General features: G+C 57.1%; 23 protein-coding genes. 15 read left to right on the forward strand and 8 right to left on the reverse strand.

Going from position 1 to position 26,223, the window contains the following annotated elements; all coding sequences use genetic code 11:
* Window positions 1-55: 55 nt before the first annotated feature.
* Entirely contained in the window at window positions 56-2,929 is a 2,874-nt protein-coding gene (locus tag EQV96_RS08960) for a ribonucleoside-diphosphate reductase subunit alpha (RefSeq protein WP_095001817.1), read from the reverse strand.
* 693 nt (window positions 2,930-3,622) lie between these two features.
* Window positions 3,623-5,914 (reverse strand): beta-glucosidase BglX, encoded by a 2,292-nt coding sequence (bglX, locus tag EQV96_RS08965; protein ID WP_130872071.1) that lies wholly within the window; start codon window positions 5,912-5,914, stop codon window positions 3,623-3,625.
* 243 nt (window positions 5,915-6,157) lie between these two features.
* Between bglX and EQV96_RS08970 the strand changes: the two genes are divergently transcribed.
* The 10 genes from EQV96_RS08970 to EQV96_RS09020 all read left to right on the forward strand — a co-directional run bounded on the left by EQV96_RS08970 (window position 6,158) and on the right by EQV96_RS09020 (window position 13,357).
* Window positions 6,158-6,766, forward strand: coding sequence for a LemA family protein (locus EQV96_RS08970; RefSeq protein WP_095019250.1), 609 nt, complete (start codon window positions 6,158-6,160; stop codon window positions 6,764-6,766).
* A 154-nt stretch (window positions 6,767-6,920) separates the two neighbouring features.
* Complete coding sequence (locus EQV96_RS23250) at window positions 6,921-7,661, forward strand: YgcG family protein (RefSeq protein ID WP_095022961.1); 741 nt, start codon at window positions 6,921-6,923, stop codon at window positions 7,659-7,661.
* Window positions 7,662-7,687: 26 nt separating this feature from the next.
* On the forward strand, window positions 7,688-8,302 hold the full coding sequence (locus EQV96_RS08985; protein ID WP_240881761.1) for a TPM domain-containing protein: 615 nt from the start codon (window positions 7,688-7,690) through the stop codon (window positions 8,300-8,302).
* A 256-nt stretch (window positions 8,303-8,558) separates the two neighbouring features.
* Complete coding sequence (locus EQV96_RS08990; RefSeq protein WP_095001812.1) at window positions 8,559-8,750, forward strand: LuxR C-terminal-related transcriptional regulator; 192 nt, start codon at window positions 8,559-8,561, stop codon at window positions 8,748-8,750.
* Between the two features lie 86 nt (window positions 8,751-8,836).
* The gene (locus EQV96_RS08995; RefSeq protein ID WP_095019252.1) at window positions 8,837-9,388 is read left to right on the forward strand and encodes a hypothetical protein; all 552 of its coding nucleotides are present in this window, start codon (window positions 8,837-8,839) and stop codon (window positions 9,386-9,388) included.
* Window positions 9,369-9,953 (forward strand): 2OG-Fe(II) oxygenase, encoded by a 585-nt coding sequence (locus EQV96_RS09000; RefSeq protein WP_095019253.1) that lies wholly within the window; start codon window positions 9,369-9,371, stop codon window positions 9,951-9,953. The genes EQV96_RS08995 and EQV96_RS09000 overlap by 20 nt, the downstream gene beginning before the upstream one ends.
* 3 nt (window positions 9,954-9,956) lie before the next feature.
* Window positions 9,957-10,811, forward strand: a complete 855-nt coding sequence (locus EQV96_RS09005; protein ID WP_240881763.1) for a hypothetical protein — start codon at window positions 9,957-9,959, stop codon at window positions 10,809-10,811.
* Window positions 10,812-11,106: 295 nt separating this feature from the next.
* Entirely contained in the window at window positions 11,107-12,324 is a 1,218-nt protein-coding gene (locus tag EQV96_RS09010) for an SAM-dependent methyltransferase (RefSeq protein WP_095025861.1), read from the forward strand.
* A gap of 115 nt (window positions 12,325-12,439) precedes the next feature.
* Window positions 12,440-13,021: a DJ-1/PfpI family protein gene (locus EQV96_RS09015; RefSeq protein WP_095001809.1), complete on the forward strand. Its 582-nt coding sequence runs from the start codon at window positions 12,440-12,442 to the stop codon at window positions 13,019-13,021.
* 15 nt (window positions 13,022-13,036) lie between these two features.
* A complete protein-coding gene (locus EQV96_RS09020; RefSeq protein ID WP_095001808.1) occupies window positions 13,037-13,357 on the forward strand; it encodes a ribbon-helix-helix domain-containing protein in 321 nt (106 codons plus the stop codon).
* Window positions 13,358-13,495: 138 nt separating this feature from the next.
* Here EQV96_RS09020 and EQV96_RS09025 read toward each other — a convergent pair whose 3' ends face one another.
* The 3 genes from EQV96_RS09025 to EQV96_RS09035 form a co-directional block, all read right to left on the reverse strand.
* Window positions 13,496-16,042: a TonB-dependent receptor gene (locus EQV96_RS09025; RefSeq protein ID WP_130872076.1), complete on the reverse strand. Its 2,547-nt coding sequence runs from the start codon at window positions 16,040-16,042 to the stop codon at window positions 13,496-13,498.
* Window positions 16,043-16,161: 119 nt separating this feature from the next.
* Window positions 16,162-17,103 (reverse strand): FecR domain-containing protein, encoded by a 942-nt coding sequence (locus EQV96_RS09030; RefSeq protein WP_240881765.1) that lies wholly within the window; start codon window positions 17,101-17,103, stop codon window positions 16,162-16,164.
* Complete coding sequence (locus EQV96_RS09035) at window positions 17,100-17,639, reverse strand: RNA polymerase sigma factor (protein ID WP_130872077.1); 540 nt, start codon at window positions 17,637-17,639, stop codon at window positions 17,100-17,102. The genes EQV96_RS09030 and EQV96_RS09035 overlap by 4 nt, the downstream gene beginning before the upstream one ends.
* Window positions 17,640-17,811: 172 nt before the next feature.
* Between EQV96_RS09035 and EQV96_RS09040 the strand changes: the two genes are divergently transcribed.
* The gene (locus EQV96_RS09040; protein ID WP_095001804.1) at window positions 17,812-18,144 is read left to right on the forward strand and encodes a YegP family protein; all 333 of its coding nucleotides are present in this window, start codon (window positions 17,812-17,814) and stop codon (window positions 18,142-18,144) included.
* 154 nt (window positions 18,145-18,298) lie between these two features.
* Here EQV96_RS09040 and EQV96_RS09045 read toward each other — a convergent pair whose 3' ends face one another.
* Window positions 18,299-19,324, reverse strand: coding sequence for a DUF4917 family protein (locus EQV96_RS09045; RefSeq protein ID WP_095001803.1), 1,026 nt, complete (start codon window positions 19,322-19,324; stop codon window positions 18,299-18,301).
* Between the two features lie 137 nt (window positions 19,325-19,461).
* On the opposite strand from EQV96_RS09045, the gene yiaY reads away from it, so the two are divergent.
* The gene (yiaY, locus tag EQV96_RS09050; protein ID WP_095001802.1) at window positions 19,462-20,610 is read left to right on the forward strand and encodes an L-threonine dehydrogenase; all 1,149 of its coding nucleotides are present in this window, start codon (window positions 19,462-19,464) and stop codon (window positions 20,608-20,610) included.
* Window positions 20,611-20,730: 120 nt separating this feature from the next.
* Here the strand turns inward: yiaY and EQV96_RS09055 are convergent, their stop codons facing one another.
* On the reverse strand, window positions 20,731-22,254 hold the full coding sequence (locus EQV96_RS09055) for a fumarate hydratase (RefSeq protein WP_095001801.1): 1,524 nt from the start codon (window positions 22,252-22,254) through the stop codon (window positions 20,731-20,733).
* 350 nt (window positions 22,255-22,604) lie between these two features.
* Here EQV96_RS09055 and EQV96_RS09060 point away from each other — a divergent pair, with 350 nt between their 5' ends.
* Window positions 22,605-23,540, forward strand: a complete 936-nt coding sequence (locus EQV96_RS09060) for an iron-sulfur-binding ferredoxin reductase (protein WP_130872079.1) — start codon at window positions 22,605-22,607, stop codon at window positions 23,538-23,540.
* 60 nt (window positions 23,541-23,600) lie between these two features.
* Here EQV96_RS09060 and pyk read toward each other — a convergent pair whose 3' ends face one another.
* Complete coding sequence (pyk, locus tag EQV96_RS09065; protein WP_088377893.1) at window positions 23,601-25,052, reverse strand: pyruvate kinase; 1,452 nt, start codon at window positions 25,050-25,052, stop codon at window positions 23,601-23,603.
* 162 nt (window positions 25,053-25,214) lie between these two features.
* On the opposite strand from pyk, the gene EQV96_RS09070 reads away from it, so the two are divergent.
* Window positions 25,215-25,595 (forward strand): tetratricopeptide repeat protein, encoded by a 381-nt coding sequence (locus tag EQV96_RS09070; RefSeq protein WP_240881768.1) that lies wholly within the window; start codon window positions 25,215-25,217, stop codon window positions 25,593-25,595.
* A 239-nt stretch (window positions 25,596-25,834) separates the two neighbouring features.
* On the forward strand, window positions 25,835-26,194 hold the full coding sequence (locus EQV96_RS09075; RefSeq protein ID WP_095001797.1) for a PilZ domain-containing protein: 360 nt from the start codon (window positions 25,835-25,837) through the stop codon (window positions 26,192-26,194).
* Window positions 26,195-26,223: the final 29 nt, after the last annotated feature.

The raw sequence follows: 26,223 nt of genomic DNA on the forward strand, positions 1-26,223 counted from the left end.
AAGGGGTTAGAGGTTGTTGTCTTTTATAAAGTATACGCTTTAGAGTGCATACAGGTTATTGGCAAGCTTCGCAATCCGGCTCGTCAATGGCGCAAGCCTTTGGCACCGGTGCCGGGCCGGCTGGGGCCGCAGCAACGTCTTCACTGTTTTTGCCGCTCGATACTGCGTTGAGCTTGCCGGTGTTGACGGTGGACTTCTCGGTGCTGGTCGCAGCCAGGGCACGGAGGTAGTAGGTGGTTTTCAGACCACGGTACCAGGCCATGCGGTAGGTCACGTCCAGCTTCTTGCCCGAAGCGCCAGCGATGTACAGGTTCAGCGACTGCGCCTGGTCGATCCACTTCTGACGACGGCTGGCGGCGTCAACAATCCACTTGGTGTCCACTTCGAACGCAGTGGCATACAGCTCTTTGAGCTCTTGCGGGATGCGTTCGATCTGCTGCACGGAACCGTCGTAGTACTTCAGGTCGTTGATCATGACCGAGTCCCACAGATCGCGAGCCTTGAGATCGCGAACCAGGTACGGGTTGATCACGGTGAATTCGCCCGACAGGTTCGATTTCACATACAGGTTCTGGTAGGTCGGTTCGATCGACTGCGATACGCCGGTGATGTTGGCGATGGTGGCGGTCGGTGCGATGGCCATGATGTTGGAGTTGCGAATGCCTTTTTGTACACGGGCGCGAACCGGTGCCCAGTCCAGGGATTCGTTCAGGTCAACGTCAATGTACTTCTGGCCGCGCTGCTCGATCAGAATCTGTTGCGAATCCAGCGGCAGGATGCCTTTGGACCACAGCGAACCCTGGAATGTCTCGTAAGCGCCACGCTCGTCAGCCAGGTCGCAGGACGCCTGGATCGCGTAGTAGCTGACCGCTTCCATCGACTTGTCGGCAAATTCCACGGCTGCTTGCGAAGCGTAAGGAATGTGCTGCAGGTACAGGGCGTCCTGGAAGCCCATGATCCCCAGACCAACCGGACGGTGCTTGAAGTTCGAGTTGCGCGCTTGCGGTACCGAGTAGTAGTTGATGTCGATCACGTTATCGAGCATGCGAACGGCGACGTCGATGGTGCGCTTGAGCTTGTCGGTGTCCAGCTTGCCGTTGACGATGTGGTTCGGCAGGTTGATCGAGCCCAGGTTGCAAACCGCGATTTCGTCCTTGTTGGTGTTCAAGGTGATTTCGGTGCACAGGTTCGAGCTGTGAACCACGCCAACGTGCTGCTGCGGGCTGCGCAGGTTGCACGGGTCTTTGAAGGTCAGCCAAGGGTGGCCGGTTTCAAACAGCATGGACAGCATTTTGCGCCACAGGTCTTTGGCCTGGATGGTCTTGAACAGCTTGATCTTGCCCGGGTACTGGGACAGTGCTTCGTAGTACTCGTAGCGTTCTTCGAAGGCCTTGCCGGTCAGGTCGTGCAGGTCCGGTACTTCGGACGGCGAGAACAGGGTCCACGGGCCGTCATCGAAGACGCGCTTCATGAACAGGTCAGGGATCCAGTTGGCGGTGTTCATGTCGTGGGTACGACGACGGTCATCACCGGTGTTCTTGCGCAGCTCGATGAACTCTTCGATGTCCATGTGCCAGGTTTCCAGGTAGGCACATACAGCGCCTTTGCGCTTGCCACCCTGGTTAACGGCTACGGCGGTGTCGTTCACCACTTTCAGGAACGGTACAACGCCCTGGGATTTGCCGTTGGTGCCCTTGATCCACGAACCCAATGCACGTACCGGAGTCCAGTCGTTGCCCAGGCCACCGGCGAATTTGGACAACATGGCGTTGTCGTGGATCGCGTGGTAGATGCCCGACAGGTCGTCCGGCACGGTAGTCAGGTAGCAGCTGGACAGCTGCGGACGCTGGGTACCGGCGTTGAACAGGGTCGGTGTCGAGGCCATGTAGTCGAAAGACGACAACAGGTTGTAGAACTCGATGGCACGGTCTTCTTTCTGCTTCTCTTCGATCGCCAGGCCCATGGCCACGCGCATGAAGAAGATCTGCGGCAGTTCGAAACGCACGCCATCGTGGTGGATGAAGTAACGGTCGTACAGGGTTTGCAGGCCCAGGTAGGTGAACTGCTGATCGCGCTCGTGGTTGATCGCCTTGCCCAGTTTTTCCAGGTCGAAGGTGGCCAGCACCGGGTTCAGCAGGTCGAACTCGATACCCTTGGCGATGTAGGCAGGCAGGGCCTTGGCGTACAGGTCAGCCATCTCGTGGTGGGTGGCGCTGTCAGCTACTTTCAGGAAGCTCAGGCCTTCGGCACGCAGGGTGTCCATCAGCAGGCGGGCGGTCACGAACGAGTAGTTCGGCTCACGCTCTACCAGGGTGCGGGCGGTCATCACCAGGGCGGTGTTGACGTCGCTCAGCGCTACGCCGTCGTAGAGGTTTTTCAGGGTTTCGCGCTGGATCAGCTCGCCGTCCACTTCTTCCAGACCTTCGCAGGCCTCGGAAACGATGGTGTTCAGGCGACCCATGTCCAGAGGGGCGAAGGTGCCGTCGGCACGGGTGATGCGGATCGACGGGTGAGCCTGCACGGCGTCTTCGGCCGGTGCGCGGTTGGCGCGTTCCTTGGAGCGTGCGTCACGGTAGATCACATAGTCGCGGGCCACTTTTTGCTCGCCGGCGCGCATCAGGGCCAGTTCTACCTGGTCCTGGATTTCTTCGATGTGGATGGTGCCACCCGATGGCATGCGACGCTTGAAAGTTGCGGTGACCTGTTCGGTCAGGCGCGCAACGGTGTCGTGAATGCGCGACGAAGCGGCAGCATTGCCGCCTTCAACTGCGAGAAACGCCTTGGTGATGGCAACGGTGATCTTGTCATCGGTGTAAGGAACCACAGCCCCGTTACGTTTGATCACGCGCAGCTGGCCTGGCGCGGTCGCAGACAGATCCAGATTTGAATCGGTACCCTGCGAGTTCTCGCGAGTTGTATCGGTTTGCATGGGGGTGTCTCCACATTCTCTATGTTTGTTTGGGCGCCTTTTGGGTGCCCACCGTTCCGTCCTGAAGCACTACAACCGGTAATGAACCGGGCATAACAACTTCGGGACGTACAGAAGGGGGGTTAAGCCGCTTCCGTGCCGAAGTCTTGATTCACGCAGACCGCGTGAAACCGTATTCCTGTTGGATGACAGTATTTTTACTGCAACACCCGGGCCGCTTTCCGACCTTTGGGCTGGAAAACGGTTGCCATCCGCATAAGCGGTTTGGACTTTGAAAGCTGCGTTTGGTTTAACCCGACAGGCGCGAGAAAAGGGCTTGAAATTCTCGTCTGAGTTGTGTTGGGTTTTTGGCCTAAAACCCTACATATGGGGTTTTTTGGCGAAGCTGATACAAGATATGCGTTTTATAGGGGTTGTGCAACGTACTGCCTGTGGATAACCCTGTGTGTAAATTGTGTGTGAAAGCTTGGAGATCCACGTAGGCCGCACTGCACCGGCATTTAGCCGTTTGTCACCGGATTTAGCCGGGACAAATCCTGTGTGCCGGATTTTGAGGGCGCGAACCCTACCACAAAAAACAGCGCTGTCCGAACGCATTTTCAGGCGGGTGCAAAGATAGGAAAGGTCAAGTACGGATTGTTGCGGGGAGGGGCCGGGAAGGCGGCGTGGAGCCTTCCCGGCAATTACGCGAAATTACTGCAACTGGAAGCTGTTTTGCTGGACGTTTTGCGAGTCCAGGCCAATTTGTACGTTGAATTCGCCAGGTTCGGCGACATGCTGTAACTGCGCGTTGTAGAACTTCAGGTCGTTCTCGCTGAGGGTGAACTGCACGACTTTCTGCTCGCCGGGGTTGAGCATGACCTTCTCGAAGTTCTTCAGCTCTTTAACCGCTCGGCTCATGGACGCAGTAACGTCCTGGATATACAGCTGAACCACCGTTTCGCCAGCACGCTTGCCGGTGTTTGTTACGGTGACGCTGGCCGTCAGGGTTGCGCCCGGCTTCAGGGTTTTGGCCGACAGGCGGACATCTGAAAGGCTGAAGTCGGTGTAGCTCAAACCATAGCCAAACGGGTACAGCGGGCTGTTGCCCTCATCGAAGTACTGCGAGGTGTAGTTGCCCGGTTTGCCCGGCGTGAAGGGACGGCCAATGCTCAGATGGCTGTAGTAAGTCGGAATCTGACCTACGGAGCGTGGGAAAGTGATCGGCAACTTGCCGGAGGGGTTGTAGTCGCCAAATAGCACGTCGGCAATGGCGTTGCCGCCTTCGGTGCCGCTGAACCAGGTTTCCAGCACGGCATCGGCCTGTTGCTGTTGCACATCGATCGACAACGGGCGACCGTTCATCAATACCAGCACCAACGGCTTGCCGGTGGCTTTGAGGGCCGTAATCAGGGCGCGCTGGCTGGCAGGAATGTCCAGATTGGTGCGGCTCGACGACTCGTGGGACATGCCCCGCGACTCACCTACCACAGCAACCACCACGTCGGCCTGCTGCGCAGCCTTGACGGCTTCGTCGATCATGACCTGCGCCGGGCGCGGGTCGTTGACCACTTCGGGTGCATCGAAGTTGAGGAAGTTGAGGTAGTCGACGACGCTTTGATCGTCCGTGATATTGGCACCACGGGCGTAGATCAGGTTGTCCTGTTGGGCGATGGCATTGCGCATGCCGTCAAATACGGTCACCGATTGCGCAGGCTGACCGGCTGCGGCCCAGCTGCCCATAATATCGATCGGGGCTTTGGCCAGCGGGCCAACCAGGGCAATGCGCGCCTGCTTGTTGAGGGGCAGGGTGTCGTTCTGGTTTTTCAGCAATACCAGGCTCTTGCGTGCCACTTCACGGGCTTCGGCACGATGCAGGCGGCTGTCGGCCTTGGTGTCGGCCGGGTCATCTTCGGCCTTGCCGATACGCAGGTACGGGTCGGCAAACAGGCCCATGTCGTACTTGGCCCCCAGCACCTCGCGTACGGCATTGTCCAGATCGCTTTGCGGCACTTCACCAGACTTGAGCAAGCCCGGCAGCTCTTCACCGTAGGCCTTGTCGTTCATGCTCATGTCGATACCGGCCTTGATCGCCAGCTTGGCGGCCTCGCGGCTGTCCTTGGCCACGCCGTGTTTGATCAGCTCGTTAATCGCGCCGTGGTCGCTGACCGCCACGCCTTTGAAGCCCCAGTCCTTGCGCAGCAAATCCTGCATCAGCCACATGTTTGAAGTGGCTGGCACGCCATTGATCGAGTTAAGGGCCACCATCACGCTGCCCGCACCTGCCTCAATGGCGGCGTGGTAAGGCGGCAGATAGTCCTGAAACATGCGTGTCGGGCTCATGTCCACAGTGTTGTAGTCCCGGCCGCCTTCTACCGCGCCATACAGGGCAAAGTGCTTGACGCTGGCCATGATGTTGCCGGGCAGGGCCGGGGATGCGCCCTGATAGGCCTGCACCATCACCTTGGCGATACGCGAGACCAGGTAGGTGTCTTCGCCAAAGCCCTCGGAGGTACGGCCCCAGCGCGGGTCACGGGCGATGTCGACCATCGGCGCGAAGGTCAGGTCGATACTGTCGGCGCTGGCTTCCCTGGCGGCGATGCGGCCGCTCAGGCCGATGGCGTCCATGTCCCAGCTGGAGGCCAGGGCCAGGCTGATCGGGAAAATCGTTCGGTGGCCGTGGATCACGTCGTACGCGAAAAACATCGGAATCTGCAGGCGACTGCGCATGGCGGCGTCTTGCATCGGGCGGTTTTCGTCGCGGCTGATGGAGTTGAACGTACCGCCGATGCGGCCCGCAGCAATTTCCTTGCGGATCATCTCGCGGGGCATTTCCGGGCCGATACTGATGAGGCGCAGTTGGCCGATCTTTTCATCGACGCTCATCTTTTTCAGCAGCTCAGCGACGAACACGTCTTTGGGGGGGAGCGGGGCGGCCGGGGTTTGAGCCCAGGCGGTGTGACTGGCCAGGCTGATGACGATGCCCAGCAAACACATATTTCTCATTGGATTCTTCTGCGCAGCCGCTCACTTGAAGCGAGGGAGACCCACGCTCGTGCAGCGATATTGTTCTGGGGAGGTATCAGGAGTACTCGAATCAAAGATTTGACCTACCTTTAGAACGGAGTATTCCTGCATGGCAGGCAGTCTTTTAGCTGATTCGCCGCGAGCAATCCAGTATTGCCGGGAGTTATTAGGCGTGGTGTGTGGTCAATAAACCCAATGTTGTTATTTCGGAGCGTTGCAAGCATGGGCATACAAAGTTTTAAAGCAGTGGGCTGGAAAGCCCTCGCCCTTCTGGCCTTGAGCAGTCTGCTGGCGGGGTGCGGGATCAACACCATTCCCACCCTCGACGAGCAGGTCAAGGCGGCCTGGTCCCAGGTGCAGAACCAGTATCAGCGTCGTTCTGACTTGATCCCCAATCTGGTCGAAACGGTCAAGGGTGCAGCCAAGCAGGAGCAGGCCACCCTGACCGCGGTGATTGAAGCGCGGGCCAAGGCCACCTCGATCCAGGTTGATGCCAGCACGCTGAACAACCCGGAAAAACTCAAGCAGTTCCAGGACGCGCAGAACCAGCTGACCGGAGCTTTGAGCCGGTTGATGGTGGTGTCCGAGCGCTACCCTGACCTTAAATCCAACCAGAACTTTCTGGCGTTGCAATCACAGCTAGAAGGTACGGAAAACCGCATCAGCGTGGCGCGGCGCGACTTTATCCTCGCGGTTGAACGCTACAACACCGAGATCCGTACCTTCCCGGGGCGTTTGTGGCATGCGGTGATGTACAGCGACCTGCCGGTGCGCTCCACATTCGAAGCCACCACCCCGGACGCCGACAAAGCGCCGGAAGTGAAGTTTTAACGGCCTTATACCGTTCCCCCCCCCTGTGGGAGCGAGCTTGTTGTGGGAGCGGGCTTGCTCGCGATGGAATCAACGCGATTTGCCTGACAGACCGCGCCGCATGTATCGCGAGCAAGCCCGCTCCTACAATGGATAACAAACGTTCGAGGTAGCGATGCGCGTATCAAGACTGGGGTTGGGCCTGTTGCTGTGGCTATTTATAGCCACGGCCCAGGCGCTGACCTTTCCCGCGCTCAGCGGGCGGGTAGTGGACGAGGGGCAAATGCTCACGCCCGCCACCCGCGAGCAATTGACGCAAAGCCTGCAGGCTCACGAAAAGGCCACCGGCGAGCAAGTGGTGGTGGTCACCGTGCCTGACCTGCAGGGCATGCCCATCGAAGACTACGGCTACCAACTGGGCCGTGCCTGGGGTATCGGGCAAAAGGACAAAAATAACGGCGCCTTGCTGATCGTGGCCCGCGACGACCGCAAGTTGCGCATCGAGGTCGGCTATGGCCTTGAGGATCGCCTCACCGATGCCCAGGCCTCGGTGATTATCAACCAGATCATCACCCCGGCCTTTAAAACCGGGGACTACAACCAAGGTATCAGCGACGGTGTGGGTGCCATCCTGCAAGTATTGGGCGGCACGCCCCTGGCCGAACCGGCCTACGCCAGCAGCCAGGGTGACGGCAGCGACTTTATGGCCGAGCACCCCGGGGGGGTGATGCTGCTATTTATCCTGTTTGTACTGGTGGTTGCCGCCTGTCAGTTCTATGGCATCTGCAATTCGGGTGGCAGTGGCGGTTCGCGCTCCGGTGGTTTTGGCGGTGGCGGGTTCGGCGGAGGCGGTGGTGGCGGTTTTCGCGGCGGTGGTGGCAGCTTCGGCGGCGGCGGAGCCTCTGGTGGCTGGTAATTCACTTTTTAACGAGTACGAGACTTATGGCTTTATTAACCCCCGAGCAACAACGGCAGGTCGAAGACGCGGTCACCCGTGCCGAACAGCACACCGACGCCGAAATCGTCACCGTGCTGGCTCCCCGTGCCGACGACTACAGCTACATCCCCTTGCTATGGGCCAGCCTGATTGCCTTGGTGCTGCCGGCCGTGGTGCACTTCTTGAACAGCGGCCTGGCGACTTACACTCTGCTGATGCTGCAATGGGCCAGCTTTATCTTTCTTAGCCTGATCTTTCGCATCCCGGCCATCACCACTCGCCTGATTCCGCCCCGTGTGAGGCATTGGCGTGCGAGTAACCTGGCCCGGCGCCAGTTTCTCGAACAAAAACTGCACCACACTGCTGGGCGCACGGGTGTACTGATCTTTGTCAGCGAAGCCGAGCGTTATGTCGAAATACTGGTGGATGAAGGGATATCCCGCCATCTGGACGACAGTGACTGGGGCACTATCGTCAGCGATTTCGTACGCCGCGTGGCGTTGGGGCATACGGCAGAAGGTTTTATCACTTGCATCGATGCCTGCGCTGAAGTGCTCGCACAGCACATACCCAAAACCCAAGCGCGCAACCAACTGCCGAATCGGTTGGTGATGTTGTAATCATTTTCTTAGTGGCTTTGATATTTCCGACACTTTGATGAGAAGTGTCGGGCTTTTGTAAAGTTATCTTTATGGTTTTATTCTTGTCTGTCCGTAAGTAAGTTCTTGCTGGGTCGTGATATAAATTTCTTCTGATTATAATTTTCATTGTTGTGAAAAACTGTGTTGTCATTTTTTTGAATGATGGCTAGGTTGTGTTTGAGCGTTTTTGTTGGGTGCTTTCCCGTGAGAAATTAAATGGTTTGGGAGAAAAGGGTTGAAGCTTACGCACAGGGAGAAAGAAGTGCTTGATTTGCTTTTGCAGGGGCGCACGAACAAGAAGATAGCGCAACAGTTGCGTATAAGTGGTTTTACGGTACGGGATCATGTGTCTTCATTGCTGCGCAAGTACAGTGTCGGAAGTCGTATGGAGTTAGTAGTGGAGATTGGCCGTATGGGTGAAGGTTAATATGGGCTTGCGGGCCCCCTACATCGGTAGGGTTGCTATGTCAGGTGTTGAGGTTTATTTTTAGATCAAGTGCGCAAGAGGTGAGGATGAAAAAGCTGTCTTTATATATACCGCTTGATTATGTGGCGACCCGTGTGGATTTGGTTGTGATGGCGTTGAGTTGCCTGTTTATGCTGGGGCTTGGTGTGATGATGTGGGATGCGAGGGTGGAAGTGCCGCCGGAACCGAAAAAGTTGGTGCTGCGCAGCGCATATGTTACCCATCCTTTGGATCGGTCGAAGTCGTCAGCTTTTTTGTATTTTACTGTGGGGCAAGATGAAGGGGGTTATAAGTACAGGGTTGAGTTCTCCAGTGAGGATGCAAGGTTGTTGGATGTTCAGAAGCATAAAAAGTTGTGGGTGGCTGTAGATGCTAGTGGAGAGAGCGAATTTGTATGGGCTGTGTATGATGATGAACTTCGATTGATGGTGAGTCGTAAGCAGATTGAGTGGTGGGTGCGATATAACAATGGTGGTAATTACCTTGCGATTGTGTTGTCGTGCCTGGCTTTAAGTTATTGCGGTTTTTTCATGTTCAGGTGTGGTATTTGGAATCGGTATTATTGCAGGAGTATGGTTGATGGCAATAGGGGAGGTTGAGGGAGGTATTTATGTAGTTGATGATTTCTTGACTGAAGCTGAAGAGAAGGCGATCGCTATTCAGCTTAAGGGTGAAGTGTGGCGCTATAACTGGCCAAGCTATGAAAATTCGTCCTCTGTGAGGCCCTGCTGGCACGTGTTTATTGCAGGTAAGGGTCGCCCGCTAGTTCAGTCAAGCCTTGAGGAGTTGAGGGGGAATAAGCCTTGGAGTTTTTTAACCCATGTGTGGGAGCGATTTCTGGCATTGCATGATTTTAAAATTACTTTGTTAGGCGTTTATGCGAACGGACAGACGTTTGGTCAAGATACGATCATTCATCGAGACAATAAAGTACATCCCGGATTAACGATTGTTGTATTTTGTAATGAGCACTGGCCGACCTCTTGGGGTGGTGAACTGGTTTTTTACAATGACACTAAAGAGCATATTATCAAGGCGGTATTGCCGAAACCAAGGCGTATGGTGGTGTTCGACGGGCGAATCCCCCATGCCGCACGATCACCTTCAAATACATGTGATCAAGTCAGGATGACCCTGGCATTTAAAACAATAATTGAGGAATAGCTGATGGCAGGTAAAATTGAAATAATAATAGGTGTTATTGATGATGGTGTTATCGTGGGCTCGGGAGCGGTTGCCGTATCAGATCAGCTTGTAACCAATAATGAGGGGGCAGCACTACTGACTCAGTCAGCCCAGACAGGTGCGGTTGTGGCGAGTGTTACTTCGGTGACTAAACTGGCGGGCCCCTACGTGCCAATAATTAGTCTGCCAGGGAATATTATCGCGGGAACTATTACATTCCTGAAGGTGGGGATGGATGTGAAGGCTGGGCGTGAAGTTAAAAAGGGTGAGCTGTATAGTCTACTGGGTAATGGAGTTGGGGTTGTTGGAACATTTGTTGTTTTGTCCGGTGCGGGGGCTTTTTTTGTTGGGTCTTTAGCTGTAGCTGCTATTGCGACAGGTTTGTTGTCAATTTACCACTCAGATATTTTCGGGAATGTGATGGCTGCTGCTGACGATTTCTTTAGAAATAATAGAGGTGATAGTTATCTTGATTATATGTGCGCGCCAGATATGCGCATCGTAGATCGGAACACGCTAAGAACGGCTTATGCCAATAAGATTTTTTCTTGTAATTGGGTGGCGACGACGGGTGAGTTGTTGCCTTCTTCGGTGGTTGTGAGCAATGAAAGTAATAGTGTCGTGATAGGAGGAGGAGGAGGAGGAGGAGGAGGAGGAGGAGGAGGAGGAGGAGGAGGAGGAGGAGAAATGGTGCTCGGTGGCACATATATACCCTTCGGATCTTCTGCTTCCGAGTCGTCTGGTTATGGTGCTGGACGCGTGGATATTAGTCTTGAATTTGGTGGTGATATTTATGGGGGAGGGGATAAATATCTGGGGGATAGTTATCATAAGTGATTTTTTAGGCTGGTAACTTTGGTTGGTTTTTTAAAGGTTAGATTATTAAATGTTCATGTTGTGCTGTGTAAGTTAATGATCTTCACATGTCGGCCGGCATTCTTACTGTTCTACTCATATGAGCTGCAATTATTTTTCACATCACAAACCATTTATAATTGTTGGCAAGGTCTGCATACCCGCCACTGTCCGTGCCCGTATGAAATTACCCCGTGCCCTGAGCGCCCAACACGCCTAAAATACCTGCCATTCGTTTTCTGATTTTCCCTCCTGCACCCCCGAGGCACCTTTTTCAATGTCAGTGACTGCTACCACCGCCGCGTCTGTGCCGGATCATCGTGCGCAATTTTTGAACCTGCTGGAAACCGGTCTGGCCCAGAATTCCTTTATCAAGCTGGTGCTGGCCAAATACGTGGGCCCCGAGGCTGAATTGCAGCGGGTGATCATCAAGCAGGTAACAGTCAAGGAGCAGCCTTGCCTGTCCTTTGTCTATCGCTATAAAACCCGCGATATCACCAAGAATTTCCCGCTGGACGAAGGCGTGGCGATCATTGCCGGCCTGCTGCCCGAAGCGTTCAAGAATGCCCACCTGCTGACCCTGACCGACGAAGTGCAGCTTGAATACAGCAAAAAGGGTAAAAGCTCGCTGTTCAAAGGCAAAAGCCAGCAAGAGCGCGAAGTGCCGTCGGCTGAGCACAATCGTGAGAAAAATCGCTTTCTGGATCTGACCCGGCCGTTTCTGGCGGACCTGGGTGTGACCAACAAGCAGCAAGAACTGATCCCGGCGATGTCGCGCAAGTGGAAGCAGATCAACAAGTTTATCGAGGTGTTTTCCCACGCCCTGAGCAGCTCACCGCTCAAGCTCGATCAGCCGGTCAAGGTGGTGGATTTCGGTTCGGGCAAGGGTTACCTGACGTTTGCCATTCACGATTACCTGCGTCACAGCCTGCAAGCCGAAGGCCTGGTGACCGGGGTTGAGCTGCGTGAAGACATGGTCACGCTGTGCAATAACGCCGCCCAGCGTCTGGAGCACCCGGGCCTGACCTTCCAGCACGGCGATGTGCGCAGTTTTGCACCCACCCCGATCGATGTGATGATCGCCCTGCATGCCTGTGATATTGCCACCGACTATGCGATTCATATGGGCGTTCGCTCCGGGGCGGCAATCATCATGTGCTCGCCGTGCTGTCATAAACAGATCCGCCTGCAAATCCAGAGCCCGGCGTTGCTCAAGCCGATGCTGCAATACGGCCTGCACCTGGGCCAGCAGGCCGAAATGGTCACCGACAGCCTGCGCGCGCTGTACCTCGAAGCATGCGGCTATGACACCAAGGTGTTCGAGTTTATCTCGCTGGAACATACCAATAAAAACAAGATGATCCTCGCGGTCAAACGTGCCGGACCTTCCGATCCGGCGCAGTTGTTGGTGAAAATCCAGGAACTCAAGGCGTTCTACAACATTCAGGAACACTGCCTCGAAACCCTGCTTCAGGCAGACGGTTTGCTGAAGTAAGCCTGTAAGCAGCTCTGGCGGGAACGTAGTACATGGCTATTACCCGCCCGCGCGCTCAGGGGTTACCTTGGCTACTCTTACTGGCCCAAGGTCTTACCCCACAGGAGCACGCACCATGGCAGCGAAAAAAATTCTGATGCTGGTTGGCGATTACGTCGAAGACTATGAAGTGATGGTGCCGTTTCAGGCACTGTTGATGGTCGGCCATCAGGTTCATGCGGTATGCCCGGGAAAAACCGCAGGCCAGACCGTACGCACTGCCATCCACGACTTCGAAGGCGACCAGACTTACAGCGAAAAGCCCGGGCACTTGTTTGCCCTGAATTTCGACTTTGACAAGGTGAAAGCCAGCGATTACGACGCACTGCTGGTGCCGGGCGGTCGTGCGCCGGAATACCTGCGTCTGAACGAAAAGGTGCTGGAGCTAGTGCGTGACTTCGACAAGGCGGCCAAGCCAATTGCAGCAGTGTGCCATGGTGCGCAACTGCTGGCCGCTGCGGGCACGCTGGAAGGCCGTGAGTGCAGTGCTTACCCGGCGTGTGCACCGGAAGTGCGGCTGGCGGGGGGGACTTATATCGATATCGATGTGACCAAGGCCCATGTGCAAGGCAACCTGGCCACAGCCCCTGCGTGGCCGGCACATCCGGCGTGGCTGGCGGCATTCCTGGGTTTGCTGGGTACCAAAATCACTTTGTAGGCAGAGGGCGTGACCATGTGTGAACTGTATGTAAAAGCCGACCCGATTCTTTACGAGTCACGTTCGCGCTCATTGCGTATTTGCGGCGTGGTCACCACTTTGCGCCTGGAAAACCAGTTCTGGGACATCCTCAGCGAAATCGCCGAAACAGATGGCATGACCACCAACCAGTTGGTGGCCAAGCTCTATGAAGAGGTGATGGATTATCGCGGCGAAGTAGTCAACTTTGCCTCGTTCCTGCGCGTGAGCTGCACCCGCTACTTGAGCCAGCGCCGGGTGCAGGCGCCGGAGTTGAGTGTGGTAGCACGTAACAGTAGCCGCGCTCTCCCGCAATAGCGCTTGCGGGTGTGAGCGGTACACACCTGTGGGAGCCGGGCTTGCCCGCGATGGCATCGGCGCGGTCGGCCAGATACACCGTGCCGGCGGAATCGCGAGCAAGCCCGCTCCCACAGAGGGTTTGCCGGATCAGCCAACTCAGAAGAACCGCGTCACGCTGATCTTGGCATTGCGGCCCTGGCTGTAGGCGTTTTCGCCACTGAGCATCGGCTGATAGTTTTTATTGAACATGTTGTCCAGGGTGAAGTTGACTTCGGTGCCCTTGAGGTACGGCTGCTGCGGCTTCCAGTTGGCAAACAGGCCCTGCACGTTGTAGCTGTCGTTGGGGAACTGGTCCCAGTAGCGGTCGCCCAGCGCACTGATCGGGCTGCTGTAGTAGTTGTCGCTCGGCAAGCGGTCGGTCTTGCGTACGAATTCTCCCTTCCAGCCAATCCGGGCATCCAGGCTCGGGATCTTGGTACCCAGTACGGCAATCCACTTGGGCGCGGGTATGTCACGCGCCCAGACGTTGGGACCCCAAGGGTTGGTATAGGCGCCTTGGTGTTTGCCGGTCATCCATGCGTAGGACAGGGATCCGAACACGTAGGTGGATTCGTAGAAGCTCTCAATTTCGAAGCCCTTGATGGTCACGCTGCCAATGTTGCGGTAGTTGGGCATGTTGGGCCCGCACGCATCGCTCATGCTGACCGTAGGGGTTTGCGCGGCGCAGCCGACGCCCGTGGCCTTGAAAATCTCGTCGTCGACGGTGTTGCGGAACAGGGTGGTGCGCACCAGGGCGTGGTCGTTGTCGCCAAAAATCTGGTCGAAGGTGGTGATGTTGCCGCCGCGCCAGCCGGTGATGCGCTCCGGATCAAGGCCCAGGCTGCTGGAGGTGCGGCTGCCGACGCCTTGTACTTCGTACTGCTCGTCAATCACCGGGGCACGCCAGGTTTTGCTGTAGTCCAGGAACAGGGCGGTTTTCGGGGTGATTTTCCAGAAGGCCGACAGGCGAGGCGACCAGCCGGTGTAGGTTTTGTCGCTGTAGTCGTGACCCAACTCCGGGTGGTTATAGTACGGCGCGTCGTTTTCCTGGCCGCGATTGCGTACGTGGTCGTAGCGCATGGACGGCGTGAGGGTGAAGTCACCCCAGGTGATGGCGTCCTGAATATAGAAGCTGTTGGTGTCGACCTTGCCCCGGGGCATGAAGTTGGGCTGGTAGTGGCCGTAGTTGTACTTTTCGACGTCGTAGATACCGCCCGGCATCCACATGTCCACATCACGCTGGTGCTTGCGAAATTGCACGCCGGTGGTCACTGCATGGTCCAGCGGGCCGCTGGCAAACAGGCTGATGTTCTCGACCTGGAGCATGTCATCGGTATAGCCGGTCTCCATTTTGCGCCCGCCGCTGGTGGGCTGGGTGTAAGCCTGGGCGTCACGCTTGTCGGTTTGCTCGGTGTTGGAGTGCGAGTACTTGACCTCCAGGTCCACCAGCGGGTTGTCCAGGGGTTCGTACTTGTATTTGGCCGACCAGGTGGTGTCGATCGTCGAGCGGTTGGACAGGTAGCGCCGCGCTGCAATGTCGTAACCAAATTTGTCGATGTTGGCCTGGCTGGGTGGCGCCGGGTAACTCACGGCCGAGAAGGGCACCCACAAATAGTTGTTCGAGCGCGAGTAAGACATGCCCACACTGTGTTCGTCATTGAGGTGCAAGTTGAGCTTGAGCAGTTGTCCGTCCAGGTCCTGGGCCGTATTGGGCAGACGCTGCGGGTTAACCGGGTAGACATTGCCGGGGTTGGGCATTTTACCGGCCAGCTTCATATCGTCGCCGTCGCGCTTGGTGTAGTAAAACAGAGCGTCGGCGCGACCATCTTCGGTGCGACCGTAAACAGCGCCGCTGTAGACCTGTTGATGGTCGTTGCTGCTGTAGCCGTATTTGAGCATGGCGCCGGTGTTCTTGCCCTCTTCGAGCAAGTCGGTCGCGTCCTTGGTTTCCATGTGCACTACACCGGCGAAGCCGCCATTGCCGGTGTGGATATCGTGGGGGCCTTTTTCGACTTCCAGGCGTTTGATCAGCTCGGGTTCGATAAAAATCGTGCCCTGTTTGTAGCGTTCAAAGCCGCTTTTGGTCGCGCCATCGACGGTCATTTGTACGTCTTCGGCTTCTCCCATGCCCCAGATATTGATGGTCTGGCCACCGGGCTTGAGCGAGCCGCCGAGGTTGATGCCTGGCAGGGTGGCGAGCAGGCTGGGGATGTTATTGGCCTGATAGCGGTTGATTTGCTCCTGGGTCATGGTCGACTTGCCGACGTTGCTGGAGTCGACCTCGCTACCGTTGCCGACCACGCTGACTGCGCCCAGCTCCAGGCTGTTGCTGGTGGTGGTGCCGGACTCCCGGGGCCGCACGACGTAGGTGCGATCGATCTGCACAAGGCTGAAGTCGGTGTCTTTGAGCAGGCGCTGGATAGCTTCCTGTGGCTCGAAGGTGCCACTGAGTGCCGGGGCTTTCACGTTGCGTAACAGGGCTTCGTCGAACAGCAGCTGGATTTTTGCCTGCTGTGCCACCTCGCTCAGCGAACTGGCCAGCGATTGTGCTGGCAGTTGCAGTTGGATCGACTCCGCGTGGGCTTGCAGGCTGATCGCCAGGCAAGCCGCCAGCAGTGTCGGGCGGGTGTACAAATGCGAGAAGCAATGTGGTGCGCGAAACATGAAATCCCCCGGTGTGGCAACAAAGGCCAAAAAGACATGCGTTAGCAACGCAGACCGGAGGAAGACGCAGCAAAATGAAAAAACCACATATGCGAATGTAAAATATTCGCATATGTTTTTTAGCGTGGTTCGATACGGATTTTACCGCTGTCCAGCAGCACGGTTTTTACCGGGATCAGGGCGGGCAGGGCTTTGACCAGTGCCAGTGGATCGCTGACATCCAGGTTGCCTGAAACCTTGTAGCCAGTCAGCGGGCCGTCGGCCAACTGAATCAGGCCCGGGCGGTAGAGGTCCAGTTCATCCACCAGGCTGGCCAGTTCGCGATTGCGAAAGGACAGATGGCCGCTGCGCCAGCCCGCCACTTCGCCCGCACTCAACGTCTGTTCTATGAGTGCTCCCCTGTTGTAGTCCCAGGTGGCGCGTTGTTGTGCACCCAGCAGCATTGCTGACCTGGGGTCTGGGATGAACGCAACCTCGCCGTGGGCCACGCTGACCACCAATTGGCGCGAACTGCGGCGTACATCGAACCCCGTGCCGACCACCCGTATGCGCGCCTCCCCGGCATGCACCACCAACGGCTGCTCCTTGTTGGCCGCGACCTCGATGTAAAGCTGGCCCTGGTCCAGATAGATGTCACGCTGGTGGGCGCTGAAGTCCAGGCTCAGGCGCGTGTTGGCATTCACGTTCAGGGTGCTGCCGTCGGGTAGCAATATCGTGCGGGCGCCTTGGGCCAGTGTGCTGACCTGCTGTTGATGCAGCGCCACCGGGGCGCCCAGGTTCAGTGCAAAGACGGCGCAGAGCACGGCGGCAGCAGTGGCCAGCGCAAAGTGTGCGCGCCGGGGCTTGGCAGGGAGGGGGACCGGCGAGTTGATCTGTTCAAGTTCTCCCAGGTCGGCCCACAACGATTCAAATTCGGTATAGGCCCGGGCATGACTCGGGTTGGCATGCCAGGCGTTGAATTGTTCGCAGCTGCCTTGGTTGCGGGTATTGCGGTTGCGTGCAAACCAATTGGCGGCCTGTTCATCGATGCTGTCGTTACCGGCCGTGTGAAAAGGGCTCATTGTGTCTGCTCCTTGCCGCTGTCCCGCTGTAGATGTTGCTTGCAGTGCAGCAAGGCCTGGGCAATGTGCTTTTCAACCATGCTCACGGATATCCCCATGCGTTCGGCAATCTGTGCCTGACTCAAGCCTTCAAAACGGTGCAGCATAAGGGCTTCTCGACGCCTGGGCGAGAGTTCTGCAACTACCCTTTTAAGTTGTTCAAGGCGTTGCAGGCGCAGGGCTGCGACCATCGGATCATCCCTGTCATCGCTCAAGGGCTCGACCTCACTTTCACTGTGCTCGCCGTGAGCGGCGTGTCGCACTTGCTGTCGACGCCAGTGATCGCGCAACAGATTGCGCGCCATCTGGAACAAAAACGCCCGGGGCTGTTCGATTTTGCCTCGGTCCTGATAGCCCAGCCATTGGGTGAAAACATCCTGGGTCATGTCGGCTGCATCGCTGGTGTTGTCGGTACGCTTGCGCAGAAAGTGCAAAATTTGCGTATAGAACTCGCGAAAGTGATCGGCCGCGGGCGGATCGGGTTTAAGGCCAGACATGAAGATCCTTATAGACACAGCGATGCAAATAAGCTGCGAATGGTATCGATAACCATTGCTATTTGTCTCGTTGAAATTTCCTGTTTCCTTCATTCCTGTCGATAAATGGATAAATAGCCCATGGGGTCTTTACTGAATAAGTGCAGGAACCTTTAATTTCGGGAGAAAGGCTATGTCGGGTTGGTATGAGTTGAGCAAGACCAGCAGCGGGCAGTTCCGTTTTGTACTGAAGGCGGCGAATGCCGAAACCATTCTGGTCAGCGAGCAATACACCACGCTGGCGGCGGCCAAGGGCGGGATCGCCTCGGTGCAGGTCAACAGCCCGCTGGATGAGCGCTACGAGAAGAAAGTGGCCAAGGACGGCAAGCCATACTTCAACCTGAAGGCGGCCAATCACCAGATCATCGGCACCAGCGAGCTGTACTCCTCGGAGGCCGCGCGGGACAAGGGCATTGCCAGCGTCAAGCACAATGGCCCGACCACGGTGATCAAAGAGAAATTTTGATACCTGAATGTGTGCTCTTGTAACCCTGTAGATACTCTGTTGTAGATCAAACCCTATTGTGGGAGCGAGCCTGCTCGCGAACGACCTTCGCGAGCAGGCTCGCTCCCACAGTTGCAGTTTTTCCTGTTGCCGCTGCTCGTCAGCGGCTACAGGTTTACCGTTCCACAGGTACTGAGTGCCTGGTATCGCCCAACGGATGGGTTTTTGAATCAAAGAAGCGCAGTTCAAGCTTCTTGTCGGCAAACAACGCTGTGTAGTGGTTTTTCTGAAAGCGAATAAAGGCTTCGCTGCGCGGGTAAATCGAGATGCACAGGGTTTTCAGCGGTGCCTGGCGCAAGGCATCGATCAGGTGCTGGTCCTGCTCGCCCAAGCTGTGGCCGAAGATGCACAGCGCGTCTTTCTGGGTCAGCAACTGCTCATGACAAAAAGACAGGTAATCGGACTGGCGAATGGATTTTCGCTTGTCTTCGCTGCCGGTTTCGCTGACAAACAGCGGTACGTCGTCCAGGGCGCTGATGGAGTGGTTGATCGCAAAGTTGCTTAGCAATGTGGGTTGGTTGGCTGCCAGCTTGCGCGCCTTGCCTTCCTGGTTTTTCACCAGGTGCAGCGCGCCGTGCAGGTACAGCACACGTGTAGTCCTGCTTTTGGCCAGTGCCGCGGCAGGCTCAAAGGTGGCCTGCGGGGTACCGAACAGGTCGTTGAAACCTTTGGGTGCGTGCATCACGGCCCAGGGTGCCAGCAGGTCATAGTTGGCGCAGTACACCGTGGCGTAGCGCGCCAGTTCTTCGTTCCAGCAGGCCAGGGTCTCAGGCTGCATCAGGCGCCAGGGGATGTGCACGTCCTGGGTACAGTTGATCAGGGCTTCCTTGATTGCGTAGTAGCGTTTGCGCGGCGAGGCCGAGTTGATGGCCAGTGCCTTGTTGACCTTGCTTGCGGTTTTCAGGGCGCTGAGCACATGTTCGAAATTGCGCGTGCAGAGGGCCTCGAACACGCTGAGTTCGGTCTGGCTCAGCGGCTTTTCGGCCACGCTTTTGGCTTTTTCAAACAGCGAGTCGTAATAGAAATCATGCCACACGGCCATGCTGGCGCCGTTGCCAATCAGCAGTCCGCTGCACGGGGTGCTGGTGCGTAACTGGTTCCAGTCTTCTAGTTGGGCATCAAATTCCTGGAAGGGGGTCATCGCAAATATCGTCTCAAGGCGTGGGCGGTAGCGGACTTTATCACGCTCAAGTGTTGAGCCAGATCAACATTGCTGCTTTGTGATTGGAGGAAGCTGTGGAGACCGAATTAGCCAATGACCCGCGAAGAGGACTCGACATGACCAGCACTTTCTTTATTCCTGCTGTAAACATTATGGGTAACGGTTGCCTGGATGAAGCCATGACTGCGATTCGCAATTATGGTTTTCGCAAGGCCTTGATTGTGACCGACGCGGGGTTGGCCAAGGCGGGGGTTGCGACGTTGATCGCCGAGAAGCTCGCGTTGCAGGATATTGATTCGGTGATTTTCGACGGCGCCAAGCCGAACCCGAGCATTGCCAACGTCGAGGCGGGCTTGAAGGTGCTCAAGGAGCATCAGTGCGACTTTATTGTGTCGCTGGGTGGCGGCTCGCCCCATGACTGCGCCAAGGGTATAGCGCTGTGTGCCACCAATGGCGGGCATATCCGTGATTACGAAGGTGTCGATCGCTCGGCCAAGCCGCAGTTGCCGCTGGTGTCGATCAATACCACGGCCGGCACGGCCAGTGAGATGACGCGGTTTTGTATCATCACCGACGAAGAGCGCCACGTGAAAATGGCCATTGTTGACCGCAACGTGACGCCGCTGCTGTCGGTTAACGACCCTGAGTTGATGGTGGCGATGCCCAAGGGCCTGACTGCCGCCACGGGCATGGACGCGTTGACCCACGCCATCGAGGCATATGTGTCCACGGCGGCCAACCCCATTACCGATGCCTGCGCGATCAAGGCGATGGAACTGATCAGCCAGAACCTGCGTCAGGCGGTAAGCGACGGCAAGAATCTGACGGCGCGGGAGAATATGGCTTACGCACAGTTCCTCGCGGGCATGGCCTTCAACAATGCCTCGCTGGGCTTTGTGCATGCGATGGCGCACCAGTTGGGCGGCTTCTATGATTTGCCCCACGGTGTATGCAACGCGGTGTTGTTGCCCCATGTGCAGACGTTCAATGCCAGTGTGTGTGCAGCCCGCCTGACCGATGTGGCCCATGCACTGGGTGCCGATGTACGTGGCTTGAGCCCGGAAGAGGGTGCGCAAGCGGCCATTGCGGCGATTCGTACTCTGGCCAAGGATGTTGAGATTCCGGCCGGGCTACGGGATTTGGGCGCCAAGCTGGATGACATCCCGATCCTGGCCACCAACGCCTTGAAAGATGCCTGTGGCTTTACCAATCCGCGCAAAGCCGATCAGGGGCAGATTGAAGAGATCTTCCGTAACGCGTTTTAACGGCTTGCCCTCACCCCAACCCTCTCCCTCCGGGAGAGGGCCTGGGTGAGGGGGCTTTTGGACAGGCATAAAAAAGGCCGGGTAAATGACCCGGCCTTTTTATTTCTGGCTAAAAAGCGCTTATTGCACTTCTACAGCCAGGCTGTCGCTGATTTTCTTCTGCCAGATCGCCGGGCCGGTGATGTGCACCGACTCGCCTTTACTGTCGACTGCCACCGTAACCGGCATGTCTTTGACATCGAACTCGTAGATCGCTTCCATGCCCAGTTCGGCAAAGGCCACTACACGGGACTTTTTGATCGCCTGGGCGACCAGGTAAGCAGCACCGCCCACAGCCATCAGATACACGGCTTTGTGTTCCTTGATCGCTTCAATGGCGGTAGGGCCGCGCTCGGACTTGCCGATCATGCCCAGCAAGCCGGTCTGATCAAGGATCTGACGAGTGAACTTGTCCATTCGCGTAGCGGTGGTCGGGCCTGCAGGGCCAACCACTTCGTCACGCACCGGATCAACCGGGCCAACGTAGTAGATAAAGCGACCCTTGAGGTCTACCGGCAAGGTTTCACCCTTGTTCAGCATTTCGACCATGCGCTTGTGCGCCGCGTCGCGACCGGTGAGCATTTTGCCGTTGAGCAGGACGGTCTCGCCCGGCTTCCAGCTCTGTACGTCTTCCGGGGTCAGGGTGTCAAGGTTGACACGGCGGGCCGACGGGCCGGCTTCCCAGACGATTTCCGGGTAGGCGTCCAGCGGTGGCGCTTCGAGGGCTGCCGGGCCGGAGCCGTCCAGCACGAAGTGGGCGTGACGGGTGGCGGCGCAGTTCGGGATCATGCACACCGGCAGGGACGCTGCGTGGGTCGGGTAGTCCATGATTTTTACGTCGAGCACGGTAGTCAGGCCGCCCAGGCCCTGGGCGCCGATGCCCAGCTGGTTGACCTTCTCGAACAGCTCGATGCGCATCTCTTCGATACGGTTGCTCGGGCCACGCTTGATCAGGTCGTGAATGTCGATGGATTCCATCAACACTTCCTTGGCCATCACTGCGGCTTTTTCCGCGGTGCCGCCGATGCCGATACCCAGCATGCCCGGTGGGCACCAACCCGCGCCCATGGTCGGAACGGTCTTGAGCACCCAGTCAACGATCGAGTCGGACGGGTTGAGCATGGCCATTTTCGACTTGTTCTCGGAACCGCCGCCCTTGGCTGCCACGTCCACTTCCACGGTGTTGCCCGGAACGATGGAGTAGTGGATCACTGCAGGGGTGTTGTCCTTGGTGTTGCGACGGGCACCGGCCGGGTCGGCCAGGATCGAAGCACGCAGGACGTTTTCCGGCAGGTTGTAAGCGCGACGCACGCCTTCGTTGATCATGTCGTCCAGGCCCATGGTGGCACCATCCCAGCGCACGTCCATGCCGACGCGTACGAATACGGTGACGATGCCGGTGTCCTGGCAGATCGGACGGTGGCCGGTGGCACACATGCGCGAGTTGATCAGGATTTGCGCCATCGAGTCACGGGCCGCTGGCGATTCTTCGCGCAGGTAGGCTTCGTGCATGGCCTGGATGAAGTCCACGGGGTGGTAGTAGGAAATGAATTGCAGGGCGTCAGCAACGCTCTGAATCAGGTCGTCTTGCTTGATCACGGTCATGGGTCGCGCTCCTCTATAAGACGGGAACATACAATCAATAAGGTGTTTGCGACCTTGGTGCATCGGTCTGTCGAAAACATCTTTGCTTGGCATACCGGACACGCATGACCGGTACAAAAACGGCGCGGCAGTATAACCCGGTACTCTCACTGATACACCCGTAGAGGTGCAAACGAAAGTAGGGGGTGGACGAGGGGTGATAAGTTAAACTGTAAAACCACGAAATATATGAAGATCAACTGTGGGAGCGGGCTTGCTCGCGATTGCATCACCGCGGTCATTCAAAAAAACCGCGCCGCCTGCATCGAGAGCAATCCAGCTCCCACAGGCTTACCCTGCGGAGGCCAGCAGTGCCCCAGTTACACGTCGCTGACCAGCACTGGTCAGTTGCCCCGAACACTAACCTGCTCGATGCCTTGAATCAGGTTGGCGTGTCGGTGCCCTACAGTTGCCGGGCGGGCAGTTGCCATGCCTGCCTGGTGCGCTGCGTGCGTGGTGAGCCCGCCGATCTCAAGCCCGAGGCATTGAGTCGGGACCAGCATGAGCAGGGCTGGCGCCTGGCCTGTCAGTGTCAAATTGTCGAAGACCTGCAGATTGAAGCCTTTGACCCGCTGCGCGACGGTGTGCCGGCCCAAGTGGCAGGGCTCGACTGGCTCAGTCCGACGGTGTTGCGCTTGTGCCTCACGCCGCAGCGGGCTTTGCGTTATCGCGCAGGCCAGCATCTGGTGCTGTGGGCCGGCGATGTGGCGCGGCCGTATTCATTGGCCAGCCTGCCCGAAGAAGACCGCTTTCTGGAGTTTCACCTCGATTGTGCGCACCCCGGTGAGTTTGTCGATGCGGCCCGCCAGTTCAAGGTCGGTGACGTTGTACGGCTGGGCGAGTTGCGCGGCGGCGCACTGCGTTATGATCCGGACTGGCAGGAGCAACCGCTCTGGCTGCTGGCATCAGGTACCGGCCTGGGGCCTTTGTATGGCGTATTGCGCGAGGCCTTGCGTCAGGATCATCAAGGCCCGATACGGCTGGTGCATGTGGCCCGCGACAAGGCTGAGCATTACCTCCAGAGCGAACTGCTGGCCCTGTCGGCGGCTTGTCCAGGGTTTGTGATCGAGTACCTTGAACGCCCTCAGTTGCCCGACTACCTGTTACAGATGGGGGTTGTCTCGCGCCAGACCCGTGCCTTGGTCTGCGGTCACCCGGATACGGTCGATGCCTTTGCCAAACGTTTGTTTCTGGCGGGCTTGCCGCGTAATCAGCTGTTGGCCGATGCCTTTTTGACCCGCAGCTAGGCGCACAAAAAAGCCCCGCCTGATCACTCAGGCGGGGCTTGGGATTCAAACCTTGCAGGCTTAAACCATTTTGTCGCCGACATGCAGGATCTTCATGCCGTTAGTGCCGCCGATGGTGTGGTAGCTGTCGCCCTTGGTCAGGATGACCCAGTCGCCTTTTTCCACAACGCCACGCTTGAGCAGCTCGTCGATGGCAGCCTGGCTGACCTGTTCTGGCGGCAGCGATGCCGGGTCGAACGGTACGGTGTAGACGCCACGGAACATTGCCGCGCGCGCCTGGGTTTCACGGTGCGGGGAGTAGGCGTAGATCGGCACCGAGGAGCGGATGCGCGACATGATCAGCGGGGTGTAGCCGCTTTCAGTCAGGGCGATGATCGCTTTGACACCCGGGAAGTGGTTGGCGGTGTACATGGCCGCCAGCGCAATGCTCTGGTCGCAGCTTTCGAAGGTTTTACCGATACGGTGGCTGGACGTTTTGCTGGTCGGGTGCTTTTCAGCGCCGACACAGATGCGCGCCATAGCCTGCACGGCTTCCAGCGGGTAGGCGCCGGCAGCACTTTCAGCCGAGAGCATCACGGCGTCGGTGTAGTCGAGAACGGCGTTGGCAACGTCGGACACTTCGGCACGAGTTGGCATCGGGTTCTGGATCATCGACTCCATCATCTGGGTTGCCACGATCACCGCTTTATTGTGGCGACGTGCGTGCAGAATGATTTTCTTCTGGATGCCCACCAGCTCGGCATCGCCGATTTCAACACCGAGGTCGCCACGGGCAACCATCACCGCGTCGCTGGCCTTGATCAGGCCGTCGAGGGTTTCGTCATCGGCTACGGCTTCGGCGCGTTCAATCTTCGCTACCAGCCAGGCAGTACCGCCGGCTTCGTCGCGCAGTTGGCGGGCGTATTCCATGTCGGCAGCGTCACGCGGGAACGACACGGCCAGGTAGTCGACTTGCATTTCGGCAGCCAGCTTGATGTCGGCCTTGTCTTTTTCAGTCAGGGCCGGTGCGGTCAGGCCACCACCGCGACGGTTGATGCCTTTGTGGTCGGACAGTGGGCCGCCGATCAGCACGGTGCAGTGCAGGGCGTCGTCGGTGGCAGTGTCTACACGCATCACCACACGGCCGTCATCGAGCAGCAGCTCGTCGCCGACGCCGCAGTCTTTAACCAGGTCCGGGTAGTCGATGCCGACCACTTGCTGGTTGCCTTCGGTCAACGGATGGCTGGTGGAGAAGGTGAATTGATCACCGATCTTCAGCTCGATCTTTTTGTTGGCAAATTTGGCGATACGAATTTTCGGGCCTTGCAGGTCACCCAGCAGGGCTACGAAACGACCGTGCTTGGCAGCGATGTCACGTACCAGCTTGGCGCGAGCCTTGTGCTCGTCGGGGGTGCCGTGGGAAAAGTTCAGACGGGCAACGTCCAGGCCAGCGAGGATCAGCTGTTCCAGCATTTCCGGTGAATTGCTGGCAGGGCCAAGTGTGGCAACAATTTTGGTTCGACGAACAGACATGCAAAGACTCCTGAGTTCAAGCGCTGCCAAAGGCTACTATGGTCTTTGGCTGTAGTCATTGTTCCTCTGCACTACTTTCTGCTTAAGTTGTGGTGCATCGGGTCTGTTGTCTGAAGAATCTGGCCGTGGGGTCGATACACTGTTATGAACAGGAGATGCCCCATGCGAATCGTGCTCGTTTTAATCTTGGTCGCCAGTGCGACCGGCTGTACCCGTTGGTCGATGAACCATCATTTGAACAATGCCTATCGTGCTTACGACCGGGGCAATTGTGAAACGGTAATGCTTGAGTTGTCCGAGGTTGATCGCGACAGTCGTAGTCGCCCGTACATTTGGCCACAAACAGCTATGCTCCGTGGACTGTGTCTTGAGCGTACGAAGTTTTACTTGGATGCGTCCCAGACCTACCAGTACATCATCAACGAATTTCCCAAGAGCGAGTACGCCTACCGGGCCAAGGCTCGGATCGAGACATTGCGCATTCTCAGGTTCATCCCGGGCCCCGGCACTACTGCCCAGGCAGTGCCTGTAAACATTCCATGATGGGCGAAATTTAAACTGGTCATTTGTGCCCGGTTGGCTAATATCAAATTCGTTCGAGTGTTTTTTGTTTCTCTTGGTACTCAAACGGATTGCTCGCTCTGTCGCTGCTTGATATGTCGAGCTTCAGGTGAAGATGGCGGGCAGATCTACACGTGACTGTTGGCCCGGATGTGGGGGACAGGGCGTTTCGAGACGCCAGCGCGGCCATGCTGAATGGCCTCTCTATAGTGAAGTTGAACATGGTTATCGAACGGCTTATCCAGCGGCACCAACTGACGTTTTTCCTGAAAGTGTTCAATCGGTTCACTGACAAGCCTATTGGCTATCTGGGCAATGTGTCTGATGGCGGGTTGATGCTGATCAGCCAGTTACCGATGTTGGTCGACGCCAATTTCGAGTTTCGGATCAAGCTTCCCGGTGCCGATGGGGAGGTGCAGTTTATCGACCTGACAGCGCGTTGCCTGTGGTGCCGTGAGGATCTAACGCCGCATTATTACGATTCCGGGTTTATCCTGTATCAGCCACCTGCCGAGTACAGCGGTTTGATCAGTGCCTTGCAGCGCTACTTCAGCTTCCAGCCCCTGCAAGCCTCTGCATAGTTCCGGGGCTGGTCTTGCCCGGGTTTGAG

It is taken from the genome of Pseudomonas sp. TMW22080, assembly GCF_022496745.1.
GTDB lineage: Bacteria > Pseudomonadota > Gammaproteobacteria > Pseudomonadales > Pseudomonadaceae > Aquipseudomonas > Aquipseudomonas bubulae.

Coding starts and splice junctions, on each gene's coding strand:
- EQV96_RS08960 (WP_095001817.1), bottom strand. CDS start 2,929: ATGCAAACCGATACAACTCGCGAGAACTCGCAGGGTACCGATTCAAAT.
- bglX (WP_130872071.1), bottom strand. CDS start 5,914: ATGAGAAATATGTGTTTGCTGGGCATCGTCATCAGCCTGGCCAGTCAC.
- EQV96_RS08970 (WP_095019250.1), top strand. CDS start 6,158: ATGGGCATACAAAGTTTTAAAGCAGTGGGCTGGAAAGCCCTCGCCCTT.
- EQV96_RS23250 (WP_095022961.1), top strand. CDS start 6,921: ATGCGCGTATCAAGACTGGGGTTGGGCCTGTTGCTGTGGCTATTTATA.
- EQV96_RS08985 (WP_240881761.1), top strand. CDS start 7,688: ATGGCTTTATTAACCCCCGAGCAACAACGGCAGGTCGAAGACGCGGTC.
- EQV96_RS08995 (WP_095019252.1), top strand. CDS start 8,837: ATGAAAAAGCTGTCTTTATATATACCGCTTGATTATGTGGCGACCCGT.
- EQV96_RS09000 (WP_095019253.1), top strand. CDS start 9,369: ATGGCAATAGGGGAGGTTGAGGGAGGTATTTATGTAGTTGATGATTTC.
- EQV96_RS09005 (WP_240881763.1), top strand. CDS start 9,957: ATGGCAGGTAAAATTGAAATAATAATAGGTGTTATTGATGATGGTGTT.
- EQV96_RS09010 (WP_095025861.1), top strand. CDS start 11,107: ATGTCAGTGACTGCTACCACCGCCGCGTCTGTGCCGGATCATCGTGCG.
- EQV96_RS09015 (WP_095001809.1), top strand. CDS start 12,440: ATGGCAGCGAAAAAAATTCTGATGCTGGTTGGCGATTACGTCGAAGAC.
- EQV96_RS09020 (WP_095001808.1), top strand. CDS start 13,037: ATGTGTGAACTGTATGTAAAAGCCGACCCGATTCTTTACGAGTCACGT.
- EQV96_RS09025 (WP_130872076.1), bottom strand. CDS start 16,042: ATGTTTCGCGCACCACATTGCTTCTCGCATTTGTACACCCGCCCGACA.
- EQV96_RS09030 (WP_240881765.1), bottom strand. CDS start 17,103: ATGAGCCCTTTTCACACGGCCGGTAACGACAGCATCGATGAACAGGCC.
- EQV96_RS09035 (WP_130872077.1), bottom strand. CDS start 17,639: ATGTCTGGCCTTAAACCCGATCCGCCCGCGGCCGATCACTTTCGCGAG.
- EQV96_RS09040 (WP_095001804.1), top strand. CDS start 17,812: ATGTCGGGTTGGTATGAGTTGAGCAAGACCAGCAGCGGGCAGTTCCGT.
- EQV96_RS09045 (WP_095001803.1), bottom strand. CDS start 19,324: ATGACCCCCTTCCAGGAATTTGATGCCCAACTAGAAGACTGGAACCAG.
- yiaY (WP_095001802.1), top strand. CDS start 19,462: ATGACCAGCACTTTCTTTATTCCTGCTGTAAACATTATGGGTAACGGT.
- EQV96_RS09055 (WP_095001801.1), bottom strand. CDS start 22,254: ATGACCGTGATCAAGCAAGACGACCTGATTCAGAGCGTTGCTGACGCC.
- pyk (WP_088377893.1), bottom strand. CDS start 25,052: ATGTCTGTTCGTCGAACCAAAATTGTTGCCACACTTGGCCCTGCCAGC.
- EQV96_RS09070 (WP_240881768.1), top strand. CDS start 25,215: ATGCGAATCGTGCTCGTTTTAATCTTGGTCGCCAGTGCGACCGGCTGT.
- EQV96_RS09075 (WP_095001797.1), top strand. CDS start 25,835: ATGGTTATCGAACGGCTTATCCAGCGGCACCAACTGACGTTTTTCCTG.